The 16091-nt window shown below is 44.8% G+C and carries 13 protein-coding genes; 6 read left to right on the top strand and 7 right to left on the bottom strand.

Annotation, left to right across the window (positions count from 1 at the left end; all coding sequences use genetic code 11):
- Window positions 1-461: 461 nt before the first annotated feature.
- The 3 genes from BZJ17_RS14995 to BZJ17_RS14985 form a co-directional block, all read right to left on the bottom strand.
- A complete protein-coding gene (locus BZJ17_RS14995; RefSeq protein ID WP_077641264.1) occupies window positions 462-743 on the bottom strand; it encodes a hypothetical protein in 282 nt (93 codons plus the stop codon).
- On the bottom strand, window positions 736-1377 hold the full coding sequence (locus BZJ17_RS14990) for an AAA family ATPase (protein ID WP_077641263.1): 642 nt from the start codon (window positions 1375-1377) through the stop codon (window positions 736-738). Before BZJ17_RS14990 ends, BZJ17_RS14995 begins: the two co-directional genes overlap by 8 nt.
- Before the next feature lie 1676 nt (window positions 1378-3053).
- On the bottom strand, window positions 3054-3407 hold the full coding sequence (locus BZJ17_RS14985) for a hypothetical protein (RefSeq protein WP_077641262.1): 354 nt from the start codon (window positions 3405-3407) through the stop codon (window positions 3054-3056).
- A gap of 297 nt (window positions 3408-3704) precedes the next feature.
- Here BZJ17_RS14985 and BZJ17_RS14980 point away from each other — a divergent pair, with 297 nt between their 5' ends.
- The 4 genes from BZJ17_RS14980 to BZJ17_RS14960 all read left to right on the top strand — a co-directional run bounded on the left by BZJ17_RS14980 (window position 3705) and on the right by BZJ17_RS14960 (window position 10056).
- Window positions 3705-4070, top strand: a complete 366-nt coding sequence (locus BZJ17_RS14980) for a hypothetical protein (protein WP_077641261.1) — start codon at window positions 3705-3707, stop codon at window positions 4068-4070.
- Between the two features lie 580 nt (window positions 4071-4650).
- Window positions 4651-5490, top strand: coding sequence for a hypothetical protein (locus tag BZJ17_RS14975; RefSeq protein ID WP_077641260.1), 840 nt, complete (start codon window positions 4651-4653; stop codon window positions 5488-5490).
- Between the two features lie 679 nt (window positions 5491-6169).
- Window positions 6170-8128, top strand: a complete 1959-nt coding sequence (locus BZJ17_RS14965) for an AAA family ATPase (protein WP_077641259.1) — start codon at window positions 6170-6172, stop codon at window positions 8126-8128.
- An 8-nt stretch (window positions 8129-8136) separates the two neighbouring features.
- Window positions 8137-10056: an ATP-dependent helicase gene (locus BZJ17_RS14960; protein WP_077641258.1), complete on the top strand. Its 1920-nt coding sequence runs from the start codon at window positions 8137-8139 to the stop codon at window positions 10054-10056.
- Window positions 10057-10250: 194 nt separating this feature from the next.
- Here BZJ17_RS14960 and BZJ17_RS14955 read toward each other — a convergent pair whose 3' ends face one another.
- The 3 genes from BZJ17_RS14955 to BZJ17_RS14945 all read right to left on the bottom strand — a co-directional run bounded on the left by BZJ17_RS14955 (window position 10251) and on the right by BZJ17_RS14945 (window position 12181).
- On the bottom strand, window positions 10251-10577 hold the full coding sequence (locus BZJ17_RS14955; protein ID WP_077641257.1) for a hypothetical protein: 327 nt from the start codon (window positions 10575-10577) through the stop codon (window positions 10251-10253).
- Complete coding sequence (locus BZJ17_RS17155) at window positions 10570-10869, bottom strand: hypothetical protein (RefSeq protein WP_131826817.1); 300 nt, start codon at window positions 10867-10869, stop codon at window positions 10570-10572. The genes BZJ17_RS14955 and BZJ17_RS17155 overlap by 8 nt, the downstream gene beginning before the upstream one ends.
- Before the next feature lie 451 nt (window positions 10870-11320).
- Window positions 11321-12181, bottom strand: a complete 861-nt coding sequence (locus tag BZJ17_RS14945; protein WP_077641255.1) for an endonuclease/exonuclease/phosphatase family protein — start codon at window positions 12179-12181, stop codon at window positions 11321-11323.
- 289 nt (window positions 12182-12470) lie between these two features.
- On the opposite strand from BZJ17_RS14945, the gene BZJ17_RS14940 reads away from it, so the two are divergent.
- Entirely contained in the window at window positions 12471-13100 is a 630-nt protein-coding gene (locus BZJ17_RS14940) for a recombinase family protein (protein WP_077641254.1), read from the top strand.
- Here BZJ17_RS14940 and BZJ17_RS14935 read toward each other — a convergent pair.
- On the bottom strand, window positions 13093-14070 hold the full coding sequence (locus tag BZJ17_RS14935) for an Abi family protein (RefSeq protein ID WP_198534186.1): 978 nt from the start codon (window positions 14068-14070) through the stop codon (window positions 13093-13095). The two genes, BZJ17_RS14940 and BZJ17_RS14935, sit on opposite strands and share 8 nt — an antisense overlap.
- A 581-nt stretch (window positions 14071-14651) precedes the next feature.
- On the opposite strand from BZJ17_RS14935, the gene BZJ17_RS17640 reads away from it, so the two are divergent.
- Window positions 14652-15950: a PAS domain-containing methyl-accepting chemotaxis protein gene (locus BZJ17_RS17640; protein ID WP_077641252.1), complete on the top strand. Its 1299-nt coding sequence runs from the start codon at window positions 14652-14654 to the stop codon at window positions 15948-15950.
- Window positions 15951-16091: the final 141 nt, after the last annotated feature.

Here is a 16091-nt window from a genome sequence, read left to right as displayed (position 1 = left end):
CTAGCATACTAAAAATCTGTTACCGTTAAAGTGCTTTTCTCCCCAAACACTAAAAATCTGTGACCAATACGATCTAATTAGTCGCCCTGTTCACTTTTTACCCAACACGCTGTTTTGATTAGTCACAGACACTAAAAATCTGTGACCATTAGATAAATAATCGCATGACACTAAAAATATGTGACCGTAACACTAAGAAAAGGATCCGAAACACTAAAAAAATGTGACCATAGACTAAAAATATGTAACCATAAAGGCCTAAAACACTAAAAATTTGTAACCACAACACTAAAAAAGTGTGACCTTTAGCGTTATAAGATAATGATTTTAAATGACTTTTCAGACGCTATAGATCTTTATAGATCTCTTATAGAGATCTTATAGATCTATATAGATTATTATAGAGACTGTGGATTGTGGATAACTCGCTGAGTTACCACACAAATCCACAGTTCCCATCATCAATCTTTTTGTGTTTTTTCAAGAATGGCGACGATCTCATCGTCAGATAACGTCGCTAAGTGAGCCACAGCGGCTGTGACGACCTTTGAGCGACTACAGCGGAATGTACGTGGCTTAAGTGATAGCTCATTGATCAACGCGTCCTCACGCTCTGTGAGCGAGAACGTCAAACGCTTATACGTTTGCTTCGACGTTTTTTGCGCTTTAACGTGCGGCTCTGCGGCGCTAGCAAACTTTTCAATGTCTCGAGTGTTCGGCGTGCGTTCGCGACGTTTAACCATTTGTGATCTCCTCCATCAACCGTTCCATTTCATCGCGGGCTTTTGGATCGCGCCATTCAAATACTGTCTTACCTTCGCCGATGCAATCGCGGAACGCTTTGCGATCGTGGATCAGCGTCTCAGCAAGTTGGAACTCGGGAAAATCACTCAGGTATTCGCGTGCATCATCCGCTTCTTTGATCACCGGATTGGTTGGGCTCATGTTCAGCACTAAATAACCGCGCAAGTTCGGGTTTAAATCCTGGGCTTGTAAGTACACCTCAGTGAGGTGTGGCAGTGTGTCGAGATCGTATTGCGAAGGGCGTGATGGCGAAATAACGATATCAGCGACGACCATACCGGTACGTAATTCACGGCTATCGCGACCCGCGGTATCAACTACAACGTACTCGTATTTGGATGCCAAATCTTTCAGCGTCTGGTTGATATTCCCCGACGCTTGAACATGCGGGATGTTGCCGATGCTTTCATTTTCTTGTCGGTCTTGCGCCCAACGTGCCGCACTGCCCTGGGGATCGGCATCCACCAAAATTACGTCGGCTTCTTTGTTGAGTAGCCACCCTGCCACGTTGATAGCTAGCGTGGATTTACCGCAGCCGCCCTTTTGGCTGCCGAGTAGAAATATCTTTCCCATCACGCGCCCCTTCGTAAGTTATGAAACTTACGTAAGTGTAGTAATTGTCGTAAGTTAAGTAAATAGAAAATCGCACTGATCATGTATCAAGCTTGGTTGAGTATGCACCTATGTTGCTGCGTTCGCTGTCGTTGATTGTTGGTCTTTTAAGCAGATTTAAAGTTATAGTGCATTAAAAGTCTGGATTGATTTCAATATCTTGATGTAATGAGAAACCGTTACAGAAAAAAATGATCCCTACGCGTCGCACACATCTTTGTCGCTACAGAGGCGATAAATTTGGTGCGTAATATTGGACATATGTTAAATAGGCGAGTTAGCTATCAAAAACACCTCTTAAAAACGCCTCAATCACGCTGCAAGCCATTTTCCAGCACTAACCCAATTCTTAAACCCCTCTTTTCTCTATGAAAGTTTATGACGGCTTTCAGGGCGATTTACAGGGTGAGCCCGATTTTCCGATCTTTTGCGCGTCGCAGACCCCTCGGACGAGCAGGTAGCATTTTGCCGGACGACGAACACAAGTGAGTTGTCCGACAAAATGCGTTTCCTGCCTCTCATAAAACCCGTCCGATCCCTGAGAAAAACAGCCCCAAAAAGCGGCAAAATCGCACCCGCGGAAAATACGAGAGTAAATCGCGATGTAGCAAGCCAAAAATCGCCTGTAGCAACATAAAATCAGTGCGTAGCAAGATGAAAACGGGGCGTAGCAGACAACATTCCACCCGTAGCAAAGAAACCGGAGTCACTTCGAGAAATGAGCTCGGGCACCGAGGTCTTTTCTCGAAGTGGCCACACCCTGTGTTATCAACAAAGAACGCAATGTTAACGATAAAATACAGCCACTTAGGACTTTCTGTTAAACACGTTGTTAAACAACCTTCGTCCGAGATTAAACAAAGTTAACGGCATTGTTTAACAAGTGATAACACGGTAAAACAATGAATATATTGTGATTTTCCCAGACAACCATAGTTGCGTAGGGTGTGTCCATTCATCCTCATAAGAAGCCGTCTGGCCCAGGGCATAAAAATAGGAGCGGGAAAAAAGGGGGGGCGTTTTGGAGTTTGAGCGATATGCGCAGCGCAGAGAAGCCATTGGTTTGATGAAAATGGTACCATTTGCCAGCACTTTACGAATCCTGCACTCACCCCAAACGCCTATATTTTTTCGTACGCACGAAACGATTACCGACTGATGTGTCTGACAAGCACTGATTACGTACAAGGTGGCGAGGCAATGTGAGACAAAAAGAACGGCATTTCTCTGGTATAGTTTTATGCAGATGGACAAAAACATGAGGGATAGATAATGGACGAGTGGGTCATTAACAATATGGCGCTTACCGCTATCATCGTAATGGTGGTTGGATTTACTGTTGGATACCTAGTTTTTTAAACCAATGAACATGAAGTGACAACACCTATCCTACCGAAAAAGCCGAATAACTTACGTAAGTTATTAAACAATCATAAGTTACGTAATAACTTCCTCTTAGAAGTTCGTCGCCCCTACGCATTGACTAACTAAACAAACATGTCGCACACTTTTAAATACAGTCAATGTCAGCCAGGCTCTTAATGAAAATGAAAATAATTATCAAAAGATACATGGTAGAAGCCGTCATCTTGGGTATCGTCTTGAGTGTCTCCTTGCTACTGATTGCGACATCCTGATCAATGACTAGGAAGTCGATGATGCAATGCGGAAACGATTTGCAAAAAATCAATCAACTCGTTTGTACGCTCGCACGAAAAAATATCGGGAATAGAAATATCACGGATAATATGGGGAATATGCTTGCTGCCATTTTTGTTGATGGCTGCGGACACGATATATCGGGCCCTGCATGGATTTTCACGTAAAGACAGCTCACAAAAATCAATTGTTAAAATGTAATATCCTCTTCCTAATTGGAAGTAATAAGCCAATCGACTATCTTCATTATTGAGCCATTCGTGAAGGGTTACGGGTAGCTCGTCTCGTTCAAAATCTAATGCTATACGTTGTTCAGCGTCTTTATGGCGCATGTTGAACTCTATTAGGAACCTCTTAATAGCATAACTTACACAACTTACGTAAGTTATGCTATTCTTTTTATCTAAAGGTTTGTTACCAAACCAGTCACCGCTTCAAAGCGCTCCTCGAGCATATCGCAGTAAATACCGCTTTCTTGATGTACCGTTTCTACCGAAAAGGTGCGCCGATTGACGCGTATATAAGTCACCGTGTAGGTATCTCACGGGTCAGTAGTGTTTGACACAACCTTAAAGAACAAGTTAAAGCAGTCGCTTACCCTTCACCTAAAGAAAAGCTTTGAGGTACAGATGAACATTACTACCACAACCAAAAGCATGCTGGTGCCCATTTGGGAGCAAGAAGACGAGCTTTTAGATAAGGTTGTCGACCTTGCCGATTATGATGCCGTCAACCAAGCGATTCCCGACGACACACTATCAATTGAAGAAGTGTTTGCCGAAGATGAATTAGAAGAGGTATACCTAAACTTTGCCCCATACCTCGATAACGAATCGATCCTTCCGTTTATGGCTAGCTACGGTAACGCTGTATTTTGTCTTGGTATTGGCGAAGAGAACCAAGGGTACGTCTACTATTTTGATCTGGATTTTGGCCTGCACCTCCTCACCAAGGACGGCCTAACCACCTTTGTTCGTTCCTTGAAAGACGCGTAATGGCGACTCGGCAAAAGGCATAACTTACGTAAGTTATGCCTTTTGCGTAAACCTCTAACTTTGTCCACTCAACAAGCCTGTCTATTGACTACTTAATCTGTCACTATGCATCGATTAACAATCAACCCCAGCAGATAGAGTTACGCGCAGCAATGACAAAAATCATCAAAAAATACACGCTAGAGGCCGTTATCCTCGGCTTGCTGCTGAGTGTGGCGATTTGGCTTATTGTGTAGGGGAGTAAGGTCTGGTGATTATAGGAAAGGCTAGAGCGCTGTGGCTGGTTCTGTAAGTTCCACGTGGCTTTAGGGTGACTTGAGTTAGATTAGGTAAATGCGTATTCCCCCCCAAAAAAAACTGTGTTAGGTAGAATCACTATATCATCTCGATTACACACTCGTGGCCAGAATCGTACTTTGGGATCACCGTAACACAGTTCTTCTCCATTTTTTGCTAGAGAGGATAGTAATTAAAATCCTATTTGTGCTCATTTCTCATATAAATGCTTATCCGAACCAACCGGCTTTTCAAAACGTGTTAGTGTGTGATAAGTTTGATGTTTTTAGGAGCCAGCAGTGTAATGACTCCCAATTTTTTCAAAAAACACGTAGTGTTCTGTATTTTAATATTTTTAAGTTTCCTGTTGGGGATAGCATGCTTCTCTATGGTTAATAGCTTTTTAAATGGAAGCTGGGTCGATTATTTCGTATCGGAAGATATAGATTGGACTTTAATAGTTTCATCTGCGTCTGCCTTAGCAACAGCTACTGCTGCCATTTATACCGCCAAAGCTGCCAAAGCCGCTGAAATGAGTGCAACACAATGGCGACACCAAGCTGTATACGATAAATATCTAGATAAGGCCATTAATTCTAGAGCTTCACTTACTACTATAAAACACCAATTAGAAAAAATAGAAGATGGAGCATATGAAGTGTTTGATGATAAGGATATTGAATCTGATGATGACGATTCAAAGAGAATAGCTATGACATCATGGGCTGAGGTCATGGCAAAGGAAACTCTGGCTATTTTTGATGTTCACTTGGATAACGTTACTCAGGATCTGAATCATGCTTACGCCCTCTCTCGTGAGTACATTAACGAAAATAAAGTTGAATCTGTACAGCTAGAAATCACTATCAATGCACTAACAAGAGGATTGAAATTATACAGAGAGTACTCTCTAGATGTTATAGAGTGCTCATTAAAAGACGAGCACTACTCGAATAGTATGAATAAATTCCTACTAGATGACACTGTTGACTATGCATTCCTCCAAAACATTATTTTATCAATAACTTTAGTTAATGATTTTTTAACACATAAGATCATCCACCCAAATGAAGACAGTTGGGCATCATCTTGTGAACTGTTAACAAATTATATTAAAAAGAATCTTGCTCTTTTAGATTATTAAAAAATAACAGATAGAGAAGATTATAGCCTATAATCACATGCTAATTATCTAGCTGCGTTAACATTTAATGAATTAGTATTCAAACCCTATGAAAGTGATTTAAAATCCGCATTAAAGCGAATTGAATATCTGTTTTATGCAGCAGAGCTAGTGATTCCGGAAGGTGACGAACTTGAAAGGCTAGCTGCATTGGCTGAGGAGTATGAGGAAAAATTCCCTATTTAAGAACTGCAACGCACTTCTGTCCTTTCCATGCCAGCAACTCATAACCTCTCAAACCACGTTATGCAGTTTGCCCTACTTTTTCCAATATTTGGCGAGAAGAAAGTGGGGGCCTCTGTTCGCTTCATTTGAGCTAGAAGCGTTGATGCCGTCAATTCTAGATAAAGCCATTAAAGGAGAGCTAGTGTGATGGCTCTACTTACTCCTACCTAGCATACGACGTTAGTGCATCGTGTCTGGAGGTGGCTATCGTAAAGTCTGGAAACAGCTGTCAGGGACATAACTCACCTGATAACATTGCTCAGAAGCGACTTCAACGTTGCTTCCATTACAGCACCCCCAAGGTGACCTTTTTCGATCCAGCAATCAATGCGCGATCACGGCCATGCTTGGTCAATTGGAAGTTTGCGATAGAAAAGCCATATAATTCCTGAGTATTTAGGAGAGGGAACCTGCTGTGTATATCGAGAGAATAAATCTACAGAACTTTAGAAGTTTCGGGCCAGAGGGTCAGAACATAGCTGTCGATCCGGATCTAACCACCTTGGTTGGAGCAAATGGTACAGGGAAAACGGCCTTGATGCAGGCCTTACAGCGAATGTTCGGCATCTCCAATGAACAGCGGACAATTCGCCGTCAGGATTTTCATATTCCCTATTCGGAAAAATATAGTCCCAGTAAGCGGACTCTGACACTTGAAGCCATTATCGCCTTTCCTGAGCTGGATGATGAAGGTGGAGACTACTCCGTGATACCAGACTTCTTTCACCATATGAGCGTAGCTGACGATGGCGGTAAACTGAAATGCCGTTTGCGTTTGGACGCGGAATGGGAAGATGATGGTTCAATAGATGGGTACATTACGAGCCAGTTCCGCGCGATTACGACCTGGGGTGAGCCAGAAGATGCTGATTTTCACAATGTGCGTCCAGCGGATCGTTCTCGAATCCAATTGATTTACGTACCTGCCACACGTTGTGCAGTCTCCCAGGTATCAGCCTTTCTAAAGGGCCGACTTTGGAAGGCTATTAACTGGTCGGAGCAAGTTAGGTCATCTTTTACTCAAAAGGCTACAGAGTTGAACGAGGCCTTTGAGGGTGAAAATGCGATTAGTACCGTTACCGGAAAACTCACAGAGCGTTGGCGAGAACTGTACTCGGCTGGAACTGACAGTACACCGAAGTTTCGTCCGGTCGACATACGCTTTGAAGAATTTGTTCGTAAGGTAGAGGTACTACTGCACCCAGATGAAAGTGGTCGGGATCGGAGCATTGACGAGCTAAGCGATGGCCAGAGTTCGCTGTTTCACATCGCCATGACTTCAGCCACTCTCGATGTTGAAACCGAGATCTTAGCCCAACCAAAGAGTGAAGATTTTCTTGGTGAAGACTTGCCCTTACCCTCGTTGACTATTTTGGCGCTTGAGGAGCCAGAGAATAACTTAGCCCCATACTACCTGTCTCGAATAATAAGTCAGATCAACAACCTAGTGCATGGCTTAAGAGCACAAGCAGTACTATCTAGCCATTCGCCAAGCATTCTCGCCAGAATCCAACCAACACAAGTAAGGCACTTCAGGCTAACAACTGAATCAAACACCACCGTCGTTCGTCAACTAACTCTACCTGATGAAAAGAATGAAGCTGCAAAGTACATCCAGCAAGCGGTGAGAGCCTATCCAGAATTGTATTTCGCTAAAGTTGTGGTTCTTGGGGAGGGGGCTTCCGAGGAGGTAATTCTTCCCAATATATCAGAAGCGATGGGAATACCAATTGATAAGTCTTTTGTCGCCATGGTTCCATTAGGGGGCCGACATGTAAACCACATGTGGCGTTTGCTAACAGATTTGCAGATCCCCTTTATCACATTACTCGATCTGGATTGGGGACGGCACGGTGGTGGCTGGGGAAGAATTAAGAACGCAGTCGCCAAGTTAATAGAATATGGAATACCGGCTGAACGTTTTTTTCCTCATAGAGTGGGTGCTGGCAGGCTATCTGTAAACCTGGCTAAGTTTGATACCTTCAAGCGTGGTGATTATAAATCTATTAGTAAATGGGTTAACTATCTTCGCCGCCCCCCCTTTAACGTATACTTCTCCAGTCCATTAGACATTGATTATTCAATGCTAAAAGCATTTCCCAAACAATATCGGATTGCTCACGACGAAAGCTCTACCGGGCCATCCAGTCTTAGGGACCCTAGTGATGCCGTCATAGGCGACAAGGGAAACCCTGAATTTTATGCTGACGATCTGCTTAATCTGCGCTGGTACAGATACTTGTTCTTAGGAAGAGGTAAGCCTAGCACACACATCCGAGTGCTTGGATCTATTTCCCGAGATCAATTAGCTCAAAATGCACCGGAAGAACTGCGAGCTTTAGTTCAGTCTATTCATACAATCCTTCAAAACTAGGGGGCGCAGTGAAGTTTATTCAACCTGAACTATGGTACCCCAAAGGAATTGATGATCTTGAGCCTAATGCCTGGCAAGCACTAAGGCGACTAAAGTCCACAAGCGTTATCGCTAGTCCGGGAGCCGGAAAAACAGAATTTTTAGCGCAAAAAGCTGCATACCTGCTTGAGACAGGCCTATGTCCACCAAATAAGAAGATTCTGTCCATTTCATTTAAAACTGATGCAGCCAAAAATATTGCAGATAGAGTAAAACAGCGTTGTCCTGAGGAAATCAGTAATCGGTTTATTTCGATGACTTTTGATGCTTTCACAAAAAATTTAGTTGACCGATTTTACGGTACCATTCACGGTGACTGGAAGCCAACAAAACCGTACGAAGTTATTTTTCCAAACAGAGGAAGCGTAACAAGTTTTTGGCATAGATTACAAAATAGAGTTCCTGAAAATTATCGCTCTTCAATCGTGGAAGCAGTAGACCAAATGACTAATAGCACATTTGAAAGCAATGTGGTCGGTTCTTGGAGGATTCCAGAAAATGGTCTTAAAGCACCTCAATTACCAAGAGACTATATCATAGTAATGTGGTTACTTGAGCAAATTGAAGCTTCAGGAAATGACAAATCAAACCTATCTTTCACAACAATTAATAGGCTAGCTGAATATATAATTCGTACTAATGATCATGTGCGTCGAGCTTTACGTGAAACGTATTCATTTGTTTTTATTGATGAGTTTCAAGATACGACTTATGCCCAATATGACTTCCTTTTATCTGCGTTTCGCTCAAACGAAGTTGCTGTAACTGCTGTTGGAGATTACAAGCAAAGAATTATGGGTTGGGCAGGAGCTCGAGGAGACGCATTTCACCAGTTTGAAGCCGATTTTGCTGCGGAACAAATTCCACTTCTCCTCAATCACCGATCTTCTCCTGAATTAGTCAGGATACAACATGTTATTGCACAAGCTATTGACCATAACGTAAGGGAGGTTCAAACAAGTAATCACAAATCTATATCTGGTGAATCAGCTTGGATTTGTTTTAGTAAAAATGTCTATCATGAGGCCAGTTACTTGGCGCAGTGGATTTTTAGTGAAATGAAAAGTAGGTCATTGGCCCCAAGGGACTTTTCTGTTTTGGTGCGCCAAAGACCTGAGGATTATGAAGAGCAGCTATCATATTATTTAGCTCAGTACGGACTTAGTCTGCGAAATGAAAATGTTAGAATAGGTAAAACGACCCTACAGGATCTACTTGCTGAAGAATTAACAAGTTTATTTTCTAATCTGCTAAAACTGGGGCTTGGGCGTCGTAATGCACAAGTTTGGAGTCAATTGTCAGCAGATGTACAACTACTTCGTAATACAAGCCAAGAAGATGATAAAGTACAGAGACGAGTTGAACGCCGATTAGCAGTATTTGTTTCTGAGCTCAGAGAATTTATGCAACAATCGTTTAACCCAGAGAATGCTCGCCTTGCCTTTGAAAGAATTATTTCTTTCATTGATTTGAATGACCTACGGAATACATTTTCCCGTTACGCAACTGGCGATCTACTTGAAATAAACCTAGCAGCACTCGAAGAGTTTTTTACAAACTGTGTTGATACTCAGATCTCTTGGAAAGGTTTACTAGATGAGTTTGAAGGCTCTAACCATATTCCGCTTATGACTATTCATAAAAGCAAGGGGCTTGAATTCGATACAGCCATTTTCATGGGGACCGACGACAACGCTTGGTGGTCCTATAAGCAAGGTGATACGGAAGGACTATCGACATTTTTTGTAGCACTGTCTCGTGCTAAACAAAGGGCTATTTTTTCCTATTGTCAGCAAAGAGGGCAACGAAGCAAAGTCGCAGATTTTTATGCGTTGTTGAAGGCTGCTGGTGTTCAGGAGTATGAGGTTTCACCAAGTGTAGTGGCATAGTGAATTTGGCCACCCATTTTAGATTTTATAATACCTTTGATAATTTGTTAACTGCTAATTAAGTGAATGCTGTAACTCATTTATATCCAAAACTAAATTATGTCGAAATGATCACCACATACCAACATATTGAGACATTCATTCAACCTGCATAACTTACGTAAGTTATGCAGGTTATGTCATTTATGTAATCATCATAACTGCGTGACCAAACCAGTCACCGCTTCAAAGCGCTCCTCAAGCATATCGCAGTAGATATCACTTTCTTGATGTACGGTTTCTACCGCAAAGGTACGCCGGTTGATACGCATGTAAGTCACCGTGTAGGTATCACACGGGTCGAGCACTACTTGTACGCGGTTGATGCCACCGCGCGCAAAGCGCGCGGGCAAATCAAATTGCACGCCAGGGGTGGGCAGGGCGACGAACTGACGCGCGCCGGTCATGGCAATAAAACGCTGGCCACCAAACTGGCCGAGAATGGTGCGCGCGATTTGCTTGGCGTAATTTGGCTTATTCATGCGCATCCCCCCACGCTTCTGCGGCCGTTAAAAATTCCTCAAAATCCTCGATAGTGGCAATCACCCAACCGTGTGGGCGTAAGCAAACATTGAGCGCCGCGATCACTTGGCCAACCGGTGGATTGATGGCCGTTAAATTTTGATAAAGCTGGTACAAACGCGCATCCATCAACTCCGCCCGGAACGGGCGCAGCCCACTCATTGCTGTAGAGCCTGAGTGATGCAACGACGATACGTTGCTCGCCCCAGCGGGCTTAGTGGCGCTTGCGGGTAGTGAAGGTGAGTTAGGCATGGTGATTTCCTCCTGTTGTGTGTTTCTCATCGCCGTTTTCGCCTGCTTTCCCGACAGCGCAAAAGGTTCTAAGACACAAGCGCGCGCAGCGTGCACTTTACGCTTGTGTCTTAGGTTCTTGCGCGCCGAGGATAAGAAAGCAGCGTCAACGGGATGAAAGAAACACAGGAGGGCACTGACAACGAACCGGCCAGCCGCTTAACGCCACTTGCCCGCTGGGGTGAAGGCTCTTTCGCCCTGATCGTGACCCGAAGGGCCGAGACGTTGCGAAGCGCTGTTAGGCTCGGTTGAACCGGCGCGACAAGGGAGGAACGACCGCCGGCGAGCCGTGTGAAATAGAGCAGGATAGGGCGGCAAATTTTCCGAATTAACCATTGGCCCGTTCTTTTTCTTCATGAATATAAAAAGGCACTGATCACAGTGCCCTAATATCAACCGTCACACAGCATTGTTACTGTTCAATCATCTTCATCTCAACAATGATAGGCAGGTGATCCGTAACTGCAGGCCAGTTAATATCGCCATACGACATGTTGTTTTGCGGCACCGTGATGTTTTCAACATGCCATTTTTGAGCTTTTCCTGTCATCACATAATCGACTTGGATCTCAGGATTACTCGCAGGCCAAGAGCGAAAATCAACCGCTTCATCGCTAACCACATTCCAGTAACGACTCAATTCCTGATGAGTCGCAGAGTGCGGCACATCGTTCATGTCACCGAGCAGTAATTTGATACCTCTAGAATCTATGGCGGTATCGTTTAATTCTCTCACTTGCTCTACGCGCATCGCCGGGTCTTCTTTTGTGTCTAAATGCGCATTAAAAATGGTGATTGGTGCGTCAAACCCTGGGACATCAACATGTGCCTCAAAGGCAATGCGCTGCTCACGCTCACCCGATGGCAGTTCAGTAATCGCAGTTTTTAAAATGGGGTATTTTGACGCGACAGCCAATCCGTACTGACCGCCCTCAAAGTCGATAGCCCTACCAAATTCAACATTAAGCCCAGTAAGCTCAGCGAGTTTCTTTGGTTGGTCTACTTTGCCGCTACGCGCTGTCAGTACGTCAACTTCTTGTATCGCAACGATATCAACATTCAACGCCTTAATGGCTTTGGCAATTTCTGTTAATGAAGACACCCGACCAGCGGCCATATTGAATGTTGCAACGCGGAGTGTAGGTGCTTCCTCTAAAGAAAACGTTTTGTTAATCAGATCGGTCTGGGCTTGATAAGGTTCTCTATGGCCTCCGGCAAATGCAGTGGCTGATACAATTAAAGAGAGGGGTAACAGTAGGTGTTTGTATTTCATTATATTTCTTCGCCTTTATAATTTATTTTTCAAGGCGAATTATCTTCTAAAGATACAGGATAAGCCGTGATATATATCTCAATAAAAAGATACTTTGACAACCTATATCACATTTACATGCAAACTGATGAATTAGCCACGTTTGTACCTAGCACTTAAAACTGTTGAAGATAAGTATACCCAAACGCGACTCCCTCGGGAGTCGCCCATTCTTGCTATGTGACCACTTAAATGCGACACTCCTTTGTGCGACCATCTAAATGAGACGTTTCACGCACAAGGGGCCTTCATGTTTATCCGCGCTTACCTACGCGCCTCCACCGACGAGCAAAATGCCGCGCGCGCCAAAGACAGCCTGACCCAATTTGCCAACGACCATGGCCAACGCATCGCCGCCTTTTATACCGAAAACATCAGCGGTACCCAGCTGGAACGTCCCGAGCTCAACCGCCTATTGGCCGACACCCAACCCAATGACATTTTGCTGGTTGAACAAATCGACCGTCTGACGCGCTTAAACGACCAAGACTGGAAAAGCCTCAAACGCCATATTGAAGACACCGGCCTGCGCATTGTCAGCCTCGATGTGCCGACGTCTTGGCAAGCGCTGCAAACCCAAAGCGCGCAACACGATCCGATCATGAGTGCGGTGCTCGATGCAATAAACAACATGCTGATTGACTTGATGGCCGCCATGGCCAGAAAGGATTACGAAACTCGCCGCGCCCGACAGCAACAAGGCATTGCCGCCGCCAAACAAGCCGGCAAATACAAAGGGCGCCAACCCGACAGCGAACGCCACCAAAAAGTGCACCGCTATCGAGAAATGGGAATGAGCTTAAAAGAAGTGGCCGACGCGACCGGCTACAGCCGATCGCAAGTGTGTCGGATTTTGGCGAAGAACTCGACGATTACCTGAAAAACAATGGTTCATTTTCCCAGTCGGTGGGGAAGCCCATTGACGGCATAAAACGCTTGGCCACCGGATAACGTTCAAACAGTTCGACCAATGCAGGGCCCAATAGAGCGTCATAGCCCAACCCGTTATAAAGCTGTTGAATCGCAGCCAAAACCGTATAAAGACGGTTCAGTTGGTCTTCTTCGCGCTTGGTTGGATCCGGACGGGTACGCACTAACGCCACATCAGGTGATAAAATGCGTTTGATCGCTGTGGGGGCCGGCAAGTTGCGGTTAAACAGGCGCGAGTGATGCGCACAGTGGTTGCGTACTTGATGAATGGCATCCACCCAAGCGCACAAGGTTTGGTACTTTTCGACGTTCAAGGTTTTCGCAAAGCGGTTCATCTTCAGGGCATTCACCTGATCGCTTTGCAAACTGCGCATCAGCTTAGAGACATTACCAAATGTCATCAGCTCAATGGCGACCCAGCCCGGCGGCAGATCGCGAAAGAACGGGCAGTAGTCGTTGTAATACTTGCTGCGATAATGCTCAGCGAACTGCTCTTTGGAGTCTTTGAACATGTCCCGCACGCGACTGACAGTTTTGACCTGCTCGCCGTTTTCCTTAAATAAAGCCGAATCCAGATACCAGAAGCGATTATCGGTTTGCTTGGTCATCCACTCCTCAAAACCCGAGCGGATCCCCACTTCTACCTTACCCACCACATCAAACACCAAATTACGTAGCGCTTCATCAAACTGATAAAGGGCATAGCATTGCTCGAACGTGGTACCCGCTTGATAGCGACGAGGGTGAGAGGACGACTCAGAGAACGGCAGCAAGTACGCTTTAAATCGGTAGTAACTGCACCGTTTGAGTACACGAGCGGCGAAATCACGATCAGCGACGGTGATCCCTTGGCCAACCAGCTTATCGCACAGCTCAGCGGCACTCATATAAGGCTTGTTATAAGGCACGCGCGCAGACAAAACGGACATCCTTGAGGCAAAAAAAAAGCTTCCACTCTTACGGGCGGCGTGCGCACCTGGAGGAAGCCATTGATGAATTTATTATGTGGGCGAGATAGGAGGATGTCAACATCAAAGCAAGGAGTAAAAACGCAAATGGCCTGACAGGTGGAAGTCAGGCCATATGACTGTCACATACATATTAAGTGTCCCACCTAACATGATGCTTACTGAGAACTAGAACTAGGTTGAGCAAGAAAAAGCTCACTTTTACTCTAGCTTATAAACATAAGCTGTCAAATTCGAGCGCAAAACGAATTGCCATGCCCATTTTTTTCACCATCGTAACTAAGTAGAAAGACAAGTAAAGGCGTGAAAAAGCGACTGTTTTTCATCATCTTTAACACCCTGTTACAACAAATCACTTGCCATGATTTAATCAGCCAAAAGGACGAATGGAAAACTCATACTTACTAACTATCCTTTACGTAATTTCATTGAATTAATCTGAAAGTGCCGAAAGTGCTCACATGGTGTGGCTAGCCATATTTGCTAAGAAGCATACGGCGTGTATATATGGTCCTTAACAAGAGGAAGCCGCCATGTTTTTTAACCACTCAAAAGATCGCTTGCTCGCATGCGAACAAGCACGAGATGCACTACAAGATGAGATCAATGCGATACGCGATAGTATGGCGACCATCACTTTCTCACCGGACGGTACTGTGTTGAGTTGTAACCAATTGCTTCTTGATATCATTGGTTATGATAAAGATGAGGTGATTGGGCAGCATCATTCTGCGGTCTGCTTTGAAGAGACCACTCAATCTAGTGACTACCGTATGTTCTGGAAACTACTTCGTGAAGGGCGCTTACAAAAAGGCACCTTTCGCCGACGCCATAAAAACGGCGAAGAAATTTGGATGGAAGCGACCTACTTCCCAGTCAAAGATTCCACAGGGAACGTCGTGAAGATCAGAAAACTGGCAACGGATGTCACGAGAAGTCATCAGGAAAAAATGCGAAAAGATGCAATTTTTCTCGCGTTAGATCGCTCTATGGCTACGATTGTCTTCACGCCTACCGGACATATCTTAGATGCAAACGATAACTTCCTAGAAACAGTTGGCTATAAGTTAGATGAGATAAAGGACCAGCATCATCGTATGTTTTGCGATCCCGACTTTTACGAGGAAAATCCAACATTCTGGGAAGAATTAGCACGCGGTAGTTTCAAAAGCGGGCAATATAAAAGACGCGATAAACTAGGCAACGAGATATGGTTAGAAGCAACATATAATCCCGTGTTTGATAGCGATGGAAAGGTCGAAAAAGTAGTCAAGTTTGCAGCCAATATCACTGATACTGTCCAAAAAAATCAAGCCATCTCGCACGCAGCACAACTGGCGCATCACTCCTCATCGCTGACCTTAAAACATGCTGAAAGTGGCAGTACGTTACTACGCGAAGCGGTAACGATAACCGGCGATGTCACCGAAAAAATGCAAAGCACAGCCAAGCAGCTGCATCAGTTAACTGAGCACGCCCAAAGCATCGAAGAGATCGTGACCACCATTAACCAAATTGCCGAACAAACAAATTTATTGGCGCTTAACGCAGCAATAGAGGCAGCAAGAGCCGGTGATATGGGACGAGGGTTTGCTGTCGTTGCAGACGAGGTCAGAAATCTAGCGAAGAAGACCAGTGAATCAACAACACAAATTGCCAACGTTGTGAGTGAAAATAGACAACTCACTCAAGGCGTCAGTGCATCAATGGAAGCGGTTGCCATCGAGTCTGAACAAAGTCGCAAGAAAATAGACTCAGTAGAAGATGTTATGCGCGATATTTACGAAGGTGCGGAAGAAATAGCAAGCACAGTACAGCAGCTTTCATATTAGTCACCACGACCAGCCCGCCGCGCCCCGCATGATATGGCCAATGGCGCCGCGAGGGCGGGCTAAGGCACGAACGCGAAGCTGAGCACCCAAGGCCCACAATCAAAGAAGCGGGGCGCAGCCTGGGCGGGCGGGGGATGTGGG

This window comes from Salinivibrio sp. IB574, from assembly GCF_001996205.1.
Classification (GTDB): domain Bacteria; phylum Pseudomonadota; class Gammaproteobacteria; order Enterobacterales; family Vibrionaceae; genus Salinivibrio; species Salinivibrio proteolyticus.
The sequence above is the reverse complement of the archived record's forward strand: the minus strand, read 5'-3'. Positions and strand labels throughout refer to the sequence as shown.

Bases quoted from the DNA above. Each gene is read 5' to 3' on its own strand.
- BZJ17_RS14995 (WP_077641264.1), bottom strand. From the start codon at position 743: ATGGTTAAACGTCGCGAACGCACGCCGAACACTCGAGACATTGAAAAG.
- BZJ17_RS14990 (WP_077641263.1), bottom strand. From the start codon at position 1,377: ATGGGAAAGATATTTCTACTCGGCAGCCAAAAGGGCGGCTGCGGTAAA.
- BZJ17_RS14985 (WP_077641262.1), bottom strand. From the start codon at position 3,407: ATGCGCCATAAAGACGCTGAACAACGTATAGCATTAGATTTTGAACGA.
- BZJ17_RS14980 (WP_077641261.1), top strand. From the start codon at position 3,705: ATGAACATTACTACCACAACCAAAAGCATGCTGGTGCCCATTTGGGAG.
- BZJ17_RS14975 (WP_077641260.1), top strand. From the start codon at position 4,651: ATGACTCCCAATTTTTTCAAAAAACACGTAGTGTTCTGTATTTTAATA.
- BZJ17_RS14955 (WP_077641257.1), bottom strand. From the start codon at position 10,577: ATGAATAAGCCAAATTACGCCAAGCAAATCGCGCGCACCATTCTCGGC.
- BZJ17_RS17155 (WP_131826817.1), bottom strand. From the start codon at position 10,869: ATGCCTAACTCACCTTCACTACCCGCAAGCGCCACTAAGCCCGCTGGG.
- BZJ17_RS14945 (WP_077641255.1), bottom strand. From the start codon at position 12,181: ATGAAATACAAACACCTACTGTTACCCCTCTCTTTAATTGTATCAGCC.
- BZJ17_RS14940 (WP_077641254.1), top strand. From the start codon at position 12,471: ATGTTTATCCGCGCTTACCTACGCGCCTCCACCGACGAGCAAAATGCC.
- BZJ17_RS17640 (WP_077641252.1), top strand. From the start codon at position 14,652: ATGTTTTTTAACCACTCAAAAGATCGCTTGCTCGCATGCGAACAAGCA.